The organism is Geotalea toluenoxydans JCM 15764 (assembly GCF_001311985.1).
GTDB classification, from domain to species: Bacteria; Desulfobacterota; Desulfuromonadia; order Geobacterales; family Geobacteraceae; genus Geotalea; species Geotalea toluenoxydans.
The window spans coordinates 82,356-94,892 of record NZ_BBCJ01000005.1 but is presented as its reverse complement, the minus strand read 5'-3'; the positions used below and the strand labels follow the sequence as shown (position 1 = coordinate 94,892).

Genomic DNA, 12,537 nt, shown 5'->3' with positions numbered 1-12,537 from the left:
TTTAATGTGGTTAGAAAGGGAGGAAACATTTCATGGACGTCAGCAATATGAAACTTGCTACAAAATTGTACGGTGGTATTGGTCTGATCGTCGCAGCTCTTGTGTGTGTTGTACTGTTCCAGGTGATAAAGATGCGGGAGCTGGGCAATGTCCAGGATCACGGAGCCGACCTGAGTGGCAACGCAGTTGCCATTCAGGAAGTGCAGGTGCGGCTTGAGGCTCTGTACGGCATAATGGCCGACGCGTTATCAATCGCAACCTTGCTGAATCACGCAAGGAATTCAAGGAGTCTAAAGACAACCTTCTGAAAGATGTGGATAATGTGCGCAAAATGGCCGATACGGCGGAGGAAAAGCAGTTGGCTGAAGTCTTTGCCGTCAATCTCGCCAAGTATCAGGACCTGTTTGAAAACAGGCAGCTGCCCGAGTTGCAGAAAGGCGCCGGCTCCAGCACGGAAGAGATCCGCAGGATAGACGCGCTGCTCGATGCTGCACGGGATGCCGCAATCGAGCCGTTGCATAAGATTGTCGTCTCCATCAAGAAGGAAAGCACCGATGGTGATGCAATGTTCGATGCCTTGAGGCAGCGAACCTCCACCATATCCATTGTTTGCAGCGTAGCGGCACTGATCTTCTCGGTCATTTTCGGCTGGCTGCTGGTCAGGAACGTGCAGCGGCAGTTGGGGGGAGATCCACTCTACGTGGTCGAGATAACGCGCAAGGTCGCAGCAGGTGACCTGTCAATGTCCATAGACACCACAGGCAAGGATGAACGAAGTTTGATCTTTGCCATGGCGCAAATGATGTGTACCGTAAAGGCACTAGTCGACGATACCGGCATGCTGGTAAAGGCGGCCATCGACGGCAAGCTCGATGTAAGGCTGACGCCGACAAGCACCATGGGGAATTCCAGAAAATAGTTCATGGAGTCAACGCGACCCTTGATGCGGTAGTAACCCCTCTGAACGTGACGGCCGATTATGTTGCCCGCATCTCAAAGGGTGACATGCCCCCTCAGATAACGGAGGAGTATAAGGGGCAGTACAATCTGATCAAACAGAACCTTAACCTGCTGATCGATTCCACTAACCGTATTGCAGCAGCAGCCAGGGAAGTGGCCGACGGCAACCTGCAAGTGGAGCTGAAGGCGCGTTCGGAGAATGATGAGCTGATGAAAGCATTGTCAGCCATGGTGGCCAATCTTGTGGACGTCATCGGCAACGTGAAATCTGCCGCAGACAACGTTGCAGCCGGCAGCCAGCAGCTTTCCGCAGGTTCCGAGGAAATGTCCCAGGGAGCAAGCGAGCAGGCTGCCGCTGCCGAAGAAGCATCCTCTTCCATGGAGGAAATGACCGCAAGCATCAGACAGAATGCTGACAATGCCATGCAGACCGAAAAAATCGCCCTGAAATCAACCGCTGACGCCAGGATGGGGGAAGGGCCGTTGATGAAACAGTCAGGGCCATGAAGGAAATAGCAAGCCGAATCACCATCATAGAAGAGATAGCCCGGCAGACGAACCTGCTTGCGTTGAATGCAGCCATCGAGGCGGCCCGTGCCGGTGAGCATGGCAAGGGATTTGCCGTTGTTGCTTCCGAAGTACGCAAGTTGGCCGAGCGTAGCCAGAAGGCAGCAGGTGAAATAAGCGAACTCTCGGCTTCCAGTGTCGACATTGCCGAAAAAGCAGGTCAAATGCTCGGTTCCATACTTCCCGATATTCAGAAGACGGCGGAACTGGTGCAGGAGATAAATGCATCAAGTAAAGAGCAGGATACGGGAGCAGAGCAGATAAACAAAGCAATACAGCAGCTTGATCAGGTTATACAAACCAATGCAAGTGCTTCGGAAGAGATGGCCTCCACTGCCGAAGAGCTGGCGTCCCAGGCCGAACAGCTGCAACAGGCAATCGCCTACTTTAAAATCGACAGCTCGGCAGTGGACAAACGATCGATAACCGAAAGAAAGCCGGTGCAAAAGCAACAGGCTAAAGCTGACAAATCCCTGAAAAATGCCAAAGCCAACGATTATTCAAAAAAGGCCGTCGGCCATGATCTTAATATGCAGGACCCACACAATGAATTGGATTCTGATTTCGAGAAATTCTGAGTAAGGGCAGGAGGTTATATTTCCAGTTATATTTGAGGCGCTGCTCATCGTTGCAGCGCCTCGCATTTCATCCTGACCTAGACCGACAGCCCCCGATAACAGCTTGAGACCCACCCCAATTACTCCCATGCTTATCTTTGATGACTCCAGAAAATAGTAATTACCTACCATTTTACTATCAAAATAATTTACCTGTTCTTTATAAAAAAAAGTTTAGAAAAAAAACAACAACCCGAAAAGTGACATTGTTGAAGCAGAATTTTAATCTCCTTTATTCATCCTTGATGGGGATGCTTGAAGATTCGAGCTGCTCCATCTGCAAATGAACCATATTTCCAGGTTCAATCACATTAACGTGGAGGGGTAAATGTTCAAGAACATGAAGATCGGTACCAAACTGGGAGTCGGTTATGGCGTTGTTCTTTTGCTTATGGTCTTAATGGGGGTGCTGGCCTATGTGAATGTGAGCAGGTTGAGCAACAATATCGATGAGCTTGCCGCCGACAAGTTCCCTAAGACCGTCCAGGCCAACGATGTTATCGATCAACTGAATATTGCCGCCAGAGCTACCAGAAACGCCATCCTTACCGATGACAGGTCGGAGACAGCTAAAGAAATTGGCCGTATACCAGATTGTTCCAAGATAATCAATGACAGGATGGAAAAACTCAAAGCTGCTATTCAAGATCCGAAAGGTAAAGAGCTTTTTTCTGCCGTTGAAGCTGGCAGGGAAAAGTACCGTGATGATCTGAAACAATTGATCGACCTCATTAATCAGGGGAAGAACGCACAGGCGAAAGCCCTTCTTTTCGGCAAGATGAGGACGAGCCAGCAGGATTATATGCAGGGCATAGCCGAGCTTGTCGCCTATGAGACCCAAGAGGTGAATCGGATCGGTAAGGAGGGTATAACACTCGGCAAGCAGACCATAACGATTATTCTTGCCTGCACTATTTTTGCTCTGTTGCTGGGCGCTACAATCGCCTTGATCATTACCCGAGCCATTACCAAACCTGTTGCAGCATGTATTACCGCAGCCAACAAGATAGCCGGCGGCGATATGGATGTGGCTCTGGATGTGACGGCTCAGGATGAAACCGGAAGACTGCAAGCAGCCATGCAGACAATGGTTGAAGCCATAAAAGCTTTGGTGGCAGATGCAACATGCTTGCCCAGGCGGCACAGGACGGCAGGCTGGCGACCCGTGCCGATGCAGCCAGGCACCAGGGAGACTACCAACGGATCGTTGCAGGAGTCAATCAGACACTGGATGCCGTTATCAACCCTCTCAACCTGGCCGCGGAATATGTGGACCTGATCAGCAAGGGGGACATTCCGACAAAGATAACCGCTAACTACAACGGTGACTTCAACCAGATAAAGATCAATTTGAACAACTGCATCGACATAATGCAGAGGCTGCTGGAGCAGACCGACATCCTCATTCGCGGTGCTGCTGAGGGTGAGCTTGACAAGCGTGCCAATGCAGAGCTTTTTACCGGGGGCTGGAAGGACCTGGTGGGCGGCGTCAATAATATCCTCACCAATATCGTCAATCCGCTCATGCTGACGGCAGATATGTAGACCGCATTTCCAAGGGTAACATGCCGCCGCTGATAACAGCCGAATACAAGGGGCAGTACAACATTATCAAGAACAACCTGAATCTATTGGTGGATTCGACCAACGGCATCACAGCGGCAGCTAAGGAGATAGCAGGCGGCAATCTGCAGGTGGAGCTCAAGATGCGTTCGGCTGAGGATGAACTGATGCAGGCTTTGTCCGCAATGGTGGAGAAGCTTGTAGCTATTATAAAAGAGGTGAAGTCGGCAGCGGACAATGTGGCCGGCGGCAGCATGCAATTGTCATCGGCGGCGCAGGAAATGTCCCAGGGGGCAAGCGAACAGGCGGCAGCAGCCGAAGAAGCATCATCATCCATGGAGGAGATGACCTCAATTATAAGGCAGAACGCCGACAACGCACAGCAGACGGAAAAGATAGCGGTGAAATCGGCCGAGGACGCCAAGGAGGGGGGCAAGGCCGTTGCCGAGACGGTGCAGGCCATGAGGGACATTGCCGACAAGATTTCCATCATCGAGGAAATCGCCCGGCAGACCAATATGCTGGCGCTGAACGCAGCCATTGAAGCCGCACGCGCCGGGGAACACGGCAAAGGATTTGCCGTGGTGGCAAGCGAGGTAAGGAAGCTGGCCGAGAGAAGCCAGAATGCCGCCGGCGAAATCTCCACCCTTTCCGTTTCCAGTGTGGAGGTGGCTGAGAAGGCAGGCCAGATGCTGGCAAACATCCTTCCCGACATCCAGAAGACTGCTGAACTGGTGCAGGAGATAAATGCCGCGAGCAGGGAGCAGGATTCAGGTGCGGAGCAGATTAACAAGGCTATCCAGCAGCTTGATCAAGTCATTCAGCAGAATGCAGGAGCTTCGGAAGAGATGGCTTCCACAGCCGAAGAGCTTTCTTCCCAGGCGGAGCAGTTGCAGGATAATATCTCCTTCTTCAGGATCGGAGAGACGGAGCCGGCAAAGAAGGTTAAGGATAAAAAGAAGGCTGCCAATGTTTCCCATGCCGCTCCTGCAATGGACAACATCAAACACGCCAAGGCCAATGGCTATCACAAGAAGGTGGTCGGGCACGATCTGGATATGAATGATGCCCATGACAAACTGGACGGGGATTTTGAAATGTATTGATATCAAGTAATAAAAGAGGAGTTGTGAAAAAAAGGGCTGGAACCGATGGATATCGGTTCCAGCCTTTTTCATTTTCCAGTCTGCCTGATTGCTCCAAATTTCCCTGCAGTTTGTACATGTTTTATAATTTAATTTCTACTGCTTTATGTGATTAAAAGTAGAAAGATTCCCTTCAAGTTCTGCATAACTTTACCGATAAATGTCTGTAGCCCATCAATCTAAGGTACATGGCATGCAACGGCGGAGGAGAATCATGTTTAAAGAAATGAAGTTGGCAACGCGTTTGGCCCTTTCTTATGGCGTGATCATCTTTTTGATGGTGATTATGGGGGGCATCTCACACCTGGGGCTGAAAAAAATCAATAATGCTGTCGAAGTTCTGGTAACAGACAAATGGCCAAAGACGGTTCAGGCCAACGCAATGATCGGTGAGGTAAATGTGGTTGCCAGGGCATTGCGCAACATGCTTCTGACCGATGACAAAACCGTCATGCAGAAGGAACGGTCAAGGGTAATCGAGGCCACTGCAGCCATCAACAAGCACTATGACGAACTGGAAAAGACGGTCACGAGCGAGAAAGGCAGGATGCTTCTAAAGACGCTCCAGGACGCACGTGCAAAATACGAGGCGGAAATGACCCACGTCCTTTCAGTCATAGATGCGGGAGATAAAAAAGCTGCGACAGGCTTGCTTTTCGGCAAGTATCGTCAGTTGCAGACCGCATACCTGGAGGCATCGTCAGAGGTCATCAGGTACCAGAGCGGTGAAATGGACCGGATCGGCAAAGAGGCGGTGGAGACCTATGGGAAAATTTCCCTGCTTATCTATGTTCTTCTGGCCGTCTGCTTCGCCTTGGCGGGAGTGATCGGCTGGCTGGTGACGAGAAGCATCACCAGGCCCATAGCACAGGCGGTTGACATCAGCAACCGGGTTGCCGCCGGCGACATGAGCGTTGAGATAGGCAATACCGGCGCCGATGAAACAGGCCTGCTTTTAAACAGCATGAAGAAAATGATCGACCACATAAAGATGCTGGTCGGTGATACGGATATGCTTGCCAAGCGGCCGTGGAGGGCAAGCTTACCCTGCGCGCCGATACCGCTAAACACGAAGGAGATTTTCGCAGGGTGGTCGAAGGGGTCAACGCGACCATTAACAGGCTGGTGGGCCTGTTGGACAGTATGCCGGCTCCGGCAATGATAATCGATAACGACTTCAACATCCTTTATATGAATGAATTGGGCGCCAGGTGGGAGGCAAGACGCAACAACAGGTGCTCGGCACCAAGTGTTACGACCACTTCAAGACGTCGGATTGTAAAACCACAACTGTGCCTGTGGAAGAGCGCTTCAGACCGGGCAGCCGGCAAACAGCGAGACCGATGCCCATCCTGCAGCCGGCCTCGACCTGGAAATCTCCTATACCGGGATTCCACTACGCAACGATTCGGGCCAAGTTGTCGGGGCTTTCGAGGTGGTGACCGATCAAACAGCAGTCAGGAGGGCTGCCCGCCTTGCCGCAAAAATTGCCGATTACCAGAATAAGGAAACGAAAAAGCTGGTGGAGGGGTTGGGAAGGCTGGCACAGGGTGATGTGGATTTGACGGTGGTACCGGAGTCTGCCGATGGCGACACCATGGAAGTAAAAGCTACTTTCGAAAAAATTGCCGAAGCTGTGAATAAATGCGTAGAGGTTATCAACGGCCTGAACACCGATGTAGCAATGCTTGCCCAGGCTGCCATGGAAGGACGGCTGAATATCCGTGCCGATGCCGGCAAGCACTCGGGGGCATATGGTGCCATCGTCCACGGTGTTAACGAGACCATTGGCAGACTGGTGGGCTTTCTCGACAGCATGCCGTCACCGGCCATGATTATCGATAATGATTTTACCATCCTCTATATGAATGACCTGGGGGCGAGGGTAGGTGGAAAGACGCCTGCCCAGGTGGTGGGAACCAAATGCTACGATCACTTCAAGACATCCGACTGCAAAACCGCCCGGTGTGCCTGTCAGCAGGCCATAACCGGCGGAAGTGAAGCAACCAGCGAGACGGATGCCCATCCGGCCATTGGCGTCGATCTGGATATTTCCTATACCGCAGTGCCCATAAAGGATGGTCAGGGCCATGTCATGGGGGCGCTGGAGGTAGTTACAGATCTGACCGCTGTGAAAAGGGCGGCAAGAGTGGCGAAAAAGATAGCCGACTTCCAGGCTGTAGAAACGAACAAGCTGGTTGATGGCCTGGAGCGACTGGCGAAGGGAGAGATTAATTTCACCATTGCCACCGCACCGGCAGATGACGACACCAAAGAGGTGAAACAGACTTTCGATGTTATCGCCCATGCAGTGAATACCACTGTTCAGGCCACTCAAACCATTACGGAGGCTGCCAAACTCGTTGCCGGTGGGGATCTGACCGTAGAGATCAAGGAACGTTCGTCGGAAGATGAACTGATGCATGCCCTTTCGGCGATGGTCAAAATGCTGAATGAGGTGGTATCGGATGTTAAAAAAGCGGCCGACAACGTGGCGGCCGGAAGTCAGGAATTGTCTTCGGCTTCCACCGGAATGTCCCAGGGAGCCAGTGAGCAGCTGCGGCCGCCGAAGAGGCATCTTCCTCCATGGAGGAGATGTCTTCCAATATCCGGCAGAACGCCGACAATGCCATACAGACGGAAAAAATAGCATCCAAATCGGCCACGGATGCCCAGGAGGGTGGGAAAGCGGTACTTGAGACCGTTGCTGCCATGAAGGACATCGCCGGCAAGATATCCATCATCGAAGAAATAGCCCGTCAGACCAACCTCCTTGCCCTGAATGCGGCCATCGAGGCGGCCCGGGCAGGCGAACACGGCAAAGGGTTTGCAGTGGTGGCCAGCGAGGTACGCAAGCTGGCCGAGCGAAGCCAGCGAGCTGCCGCGGAAATCTCGGAGCTGTCCTCAACCAGTGTCGGGGTAGCTGAATCGGCAGGAAACATGCTGAGTAAGATCGTTCCCGATATTCAGAAGACGGCAGAACTTGTACTGGAGATAAGCGCCAGCAGCAGAGAGCAGGATGCCGGCGCCGAGCAGATCAACAAGGCAATACAGCAACTGGATCAGGTGATTCAGCAGAATGCAGGCGCCTCCGAAGAAATGGCATCCACAGCCGAAGAGTTGGCTTCACAGGCTGAGCAGCTGCAAAGCACCATAGCCTTCTTCAAGATCCGTGACGCTATTGCCGAGAGACGACCGATGGAACAAAAAGTCATTCCCCAGGTGAAACAAAAGGTGCAGCCGGTCAAGGAGATAAAAAAAGCCAAGGCCAACGGTTATGGGAAAAAGGCAGTGGTCGGCCATGACCTGGACATGACAGAAGGACAAGACCATCTGGACAGTATTTTCGAAAAATACTAGAGGGATTTTGGTTCCCGGCAAGGCGCGACGACGCAGGCCTAGTTGCCGCCTTGCCGGAGGAGCAACACAGCGGGGGCCAAAAGACCCAAAGTGAAGCGAAAGTGCCTGGTTCAAAAGAACCAGGCACTTGAGTCTGATGAAAAAGCCCCATCTGCGGCGTTGCCCTTACCATTCGTCGCTGCGGCGTACCGTTAAGTACGCCTCACTCCTCAGGTTTCGGGCGCCTTGCACCTGGGGCTTTTTGATCAGCCTTATATTGTGACTTTGTCAGCAATCTGAAATGCCTGGTTCAAAAGAACCAGGCATTTTTATATTTAGCTTTACCTTTCAAATTAATTGAATATAATAAATCACTTCAAAACTTATCCCGAAAGGATGATGATGGCGAACGGCTCCAAGGATTATAATGTCCTGGTTGACAGGGATGGCCGGGCTGTCCAGCTGTTGGGACTGGTCTGGACTTTAGTGATTGCGGTCATGGCTATCGCGCTTCTCACCGACATCGAGGAGAGGGTCGGTTTGATCAATACTTTTGGCTTCGTAATGTTATGGATCGTGGGGATTGGCGGGATCTGTCTGGGAAGCAGAAAACTGCGGCAAAGCGAAGAGAGATTATACTGTGCTGAACAGGCTCTGTGGAAAGCGAAACAGAACCTGGAATTGAAGGTTATGGAGCGAACGAGTGAACTGGAAAAGGCTAACCTGCGCCTCAAGGATGAGGTGGAAGAACGTCTGCGCGTGGAAGCCGCCCTCCGTGCTTCGGAAATGAAATACCGCATCGTTGCGGAGAATACCTACGGATGGGAGTTTTGGCAGGATACTGAAGGGAAATTTATCTATTCCTCTCCTGCATGCAAAGAAATCACCGGCCATGGGGCTGAAGAATTCGTTGCCGATCCGGAGCTTTTCCGTCGGATCATTTTCGCCGATGATCTGAAAGGTTATGAGGCGCACATAAAAGAAGTGGAACAGGAACGGAGAACGGATTCGGTTGCTTTTCGTATAGTCAGGCCGGACGCAGTCTGCGCTGGATCGGCCATGTTTGCCAGCCTGCCCATGATGACGACGGCAATTTCATTGGCACCCGGGGAAGTAACCGTGATATCAGCGGCCGCAAACGGGCAGAAGACGAGATCCGCATGCTGAACGAGGAACTGGAGACGAGGGTGCAGGAGCGAACTGCTCAGCTTGAGGCTTCCAACCGGGAACTGGAGGGCTTCTGCTATGCCATATCCCATGACCTTCGAGCGCCGCTGACGCGTCTTGAAGGATACAGCCGGGCACTGCTCGAAGATTGCGGCGAAAGCCTCGACAGCCAGGGGCGCACCTATGGGGAAAGCATCGAGAGGAACAGCAAACAGCTGAAAGAGGTCATAGATATACTTCTTGAGCTGACCATGCTGACCCGTAGCGACCTGACGGTGGAAGAGGTAAATCTGAGCGAGATGTGCCTTTCAATCATGGATGATTTGAAAACGGCTTATGCCGGGCGCAACATCCGTTGGCTGATTGCGCCGATGGTCCTGGCAAAAGGAGATCGAAGGCTGCTGATGCTGGCCCTGAAAAATCTCCTGGATAATGCCTGCAAGTATACGGCGAAGCATCAACAGGCGATCATCGAATTCGGCGTGATGGAGCTGAAAAAGCGAAAGGTCTTTTTCATCCGCGATGATGGTGCAGGCTTCGATATGAAATTCGCCAAGAAAATGTTCAAGCCGTTCGAACGTATTCACCGCCCGGAAGAATTTTCCGGTGTGGGCATCGGGCTTGCCACCGTGCAGAGGATAATTCAGCGCCATGGAGGGCGGATCTGGGCACAAGGTGATATTGAGAAAGGAGCGACATTTTTTTTTCAGCCTGTAAGAGTTTACAACCAGTTTTGCTGAGCCGGCCACGGATTAACGTGGCCTTTTTTTTGCCCGTAATCAGAAAAAATTCCCGGATTTGCGAGGTTTTTTGTCTCCATATCCGTAAAAAAACCTTAAGCAAAATGAAATTGCTCCGATAAGGCTTACAAGTCACGTCAGAAAAATCTTACATCGACAAACCCTTGGTAGGGAAATCATCGGTTGTACAGAAAGGTTAAAACATGGAGCACACAACTGAGCAGGCTGAAGCCATCCAATATCTCACTTTTACCCTCGATGACGAAGTTTTTGCCCTGGATATCGGCAAGGTGCGGGAGGTGCTGGACTACACAACGGTGACCAAGGTCCCCCAGACCCCCGATTTCATGCGCGGCGTGATCAACCTGCGCGGCAATGTGGTGCCGGTGGTGGACATGCGGCTGAAATTCGCCATCAATGCCACGGAGAATACCGTCAATACCTGCATCATCATTGTCGAAGTGGCTGTGGACGGCGAGGTCACCATTCTTGGCGCCATGGCCGATTCGGTACAGGAAGTGCTGGACCTGGAACCGGATCAGATCGAGCCGCCTCCCAGGATCGGAACAAAAATGAGGACCGATTTCATCAGTGGCATGGGCAAACGGGATGAGCAGTTCATCATGATACTGGACATCGACAGGATTTTTTCGGGAGAGGAACTGGCTGCAGTGCAGGGGGAAAATATCGCTGCCGCAGCTAATGAATAGGTTATTGCTCGGAATTGAGAGGCTGAAAAAGGGGGTATGGAATGAAGTTAAGCAATCTGAAAATCGGTACACGCTTAGGTTTGGGTTTCAGCATCATATTGGCAGTTTTTGTCATTGCCATTGTCATTACCGCCTTGAGGCTCAACACTGTGCGCCATGACGCCAATGTGGTAGCGGCGGAATCCCTTCCCTACCTGATGACTGCTACGAGATAGATATAGAAATTACCTCGATGGCCGAAGCAATAACAGATGCTGCTGCGACACATGACAGGGAAGGTATCAAGGAAGCTGAAGAAAGCTCCAAGAAGGTGATGGAAAACCTGGAGAAATTCAAGGAGATGTTTCGCAAGGAAAACAACACGGCCAGCCTGAAGGATGTTGAGGCGATTGAGAACCGGCTGAAAGATTTCCTGCAACTGGGAAAACGGATGGTGGATGTTTTCATTGCCAGTGGCCTGGCAGAAGGAAACAAGATTAATGATGAACTGGATAAAGCACGCGGGCCGTTGGTGGAGCTCGTTGAAAAGTTGCAAAAAGCTCAAAGCGATGAGGCCATCAGGAACTCCCGTGAAGTGGTCAATCAGGCCATAAAGGTGTCGACCATCCTCCTTTCCATGGGGGCCGGCGCAATTCTGCTGGGTTGCATCATCGCTTTCTTCATGACCCGCAGCATCACCAAACCCCTCAATGACGCAGTTGGAGTATCCAACCGTCTGGCAGAAGGTGATCTGACAGTGGAAATAGATGCTACCAGCCAGGATGAGACCGGTATTCTGCTTGCTGCAATGAAAAATATGGTTGAGAGGTTGAAGGAAATTGTCGCCGAGGTTAAGACCGCAGCCGACAATGTGGCGTCGGGTAGCCAACAGATGTCATCGGGCTCGGAAGAAATGTCCCAGGGGGCAAGCGAGCAGGCGGCAGCCGCCGAAGAGGCATCGTCCAGCATGGAGGAGATGTCCTCCAACATCAGGCAGAATGCCGACAACGCCCTGCAGACGGAAAAGATCGCGGTGAAATCCGCCGGCGACGCCCGTGAAGGGGGCAAGGCAGTTGAAGAGACCGTCCATGCCATGAAGGATATCGCCGGGAAAATATCCATCATCGAAGAGATCGCCCGCCAGACCAACCTCTTGGCGCTGAATGCAGCTATCGAGGCCGCCCGTGCCGGAGAGCACGGCAAGGTTTTGCTGTCGTGGCCTCCGAGGTGCGCAAGCTGGCTGAACGGAGCCAGAAAGCAGCTGCCGAGATAAGCGAACTGTCCGCCTCCAGTGTGGAGGTGGCGGAAAAGGCAGGGGATCTTTTGACGAAGATGGTGCCGGATATCCAGCGAACCGCCGAACTGGTGCAGGAAATCAGCGCCGCCAGCAGGGAGCAGGATACCGGGGCCGAGCAGATCAACAAGGCTATCCAGCAGCTGGACCAGGTCATCCAGCAGAATGCCGGGGCTTCCGAAGAAATGGCTTCCACCGCCGAAGAGCTGGCTTCCCAGGCGGAACAGCTCCAGTCATCAATCTCCTTCTTCAGGATAGATGACGGGGAATCGGTGAGAAAGAATACTGCGAAGGCCCCGTCCCCAACCAAAACCGTTCAGCCCCGCAAGGTCAAGATACAGCATATTGCCCGTACCGAAAAGGCGAACGACTATCCTGCCAAGACTGCAGCTGGTCATGACCTGGATATGACAGGCGGAGTCGATCATTTTGATAAAGAGTTCGAGAAGTTTTAGA

The 12,537-nt window shown here is 52.1% G+C and carries 8 protein-coding genes and 3 pseudogenes; all 11 read left to right on the top strand.

The features are described 5' to 3' along the window. Positions 1-32 precede the first annotated feature (32 nt). Positions 33-308 carry a hypothetical protein gene (locus JCM15764_RS04390; protein ID WP_054692972.1) on the top strand — a complete coding sequence of 92 codons (276 nt, stop codon included), beginning with the start codon at positions 33-35 and terminating at the stop codon, positions 306-308. A gap of 503 nt (positions 309-811) precedes the next feature. Further along, positions 812-2,105, top strand: a pseudogene (locus JCM15764_RS21805) (methyl-accepting chemotaxis protein); the annotation flags it as partial. Between the two features lie 367 nt (positions 2,106-2,472). Continuing rightward, positions 2,473-4,813: pseudogene (locus JCM15764_RS29330) on the top strand (methyl-accepting chemotaxis protein). 253 nt (positions 4,814-5,066) lie between these two features. After that, positions 5,067-6,014: an MCP four helix bundle domain-containing protein gene (locus JCM15764_RS29325; protein ID WP_439645258.1), complete on the top strand. Its 948-nt coding sequence runs from the start codon at positions 5,067-5,069 to the stop codon at positions 6,012-6,014. Positions 6,015-6,287: 273 nt separating this feature from the next. Continuing rightward, positions 6,288-7,502, top strand: coding sequence for a PAS domain-containing protein (locus JCM15764_RS29320; protein ID WP_439645257.1), 1,215 nt, complete (start codon positions 6,288-6,290; stop codon positions 7,500-7,502). After that, complete coding sequence (locus JCM15764_RS29315) at positions 7,439-8,212, top strand: methyl-accepting chemotaxis protein (protein ID WP_439645256.1); 774 nt, start codon at positions 7,439-7,441, stop codon at positions 8,210-8,212. The genes JCM15764_RS29320 and JCM15764_RS29315 overlap by 64 nt, the downstream gene beginning before the upstream one ends. 375 nt (positions 8,213-8,587) lie before the next feature. Then, positions 8,588-9,358, top strand: coding sequence for a PAS domain-containing protein (locus JCM15764_RS04350; protein WP_243688347.1), 771 nt, complete (start codon positions 8,588-8,590; stop codon positions 9,356-9,358). Beyond that, entirely contained in the window at positions 9,352-10,098 is a 747-nt protein-coding gene (locus JCM15764_RS04345; protein ID WP_054692947.1) for a sensor histidine kinase, read from the top strand. Before JCM15764_RS04350 ends, JCM15764_RS04345 begins: the two co-directional genes overlap by 7 nt. Before the next feature lie 203 nt (positions 10,099-10,301). Next, positions 10,302-10,808, top strand: coding sequence for a chemotaxis protein CheW (locus JCM15764_RS04340; protein ID WP_054692944.1), 507 nt, complete (start codon positions 10,302-10,304; stop codon positions 10,806-10,808). 41 nt (positions 10,809-10,849) lie between these two features. Beyond that, complete coding sequence (locus JCM15764_RS21795; protein WP_243688346.1) at positions 10,850-11,023, top strand: hypothetical protein; 174 nt, start codon at positions 10,850-10,852, stop codon at positions 11,021-11,023. Positions 11,024-11,517: 494 nt separating this feature from the next. Further along, positions 11,518-12,536: pseudogene (locus tag JCM15764_RS04335) on the top strand (methyl-accepting chemotaxis protein); the annotation flags it as partial. Position 12,537: the final 1 nt, after the last annotated feature.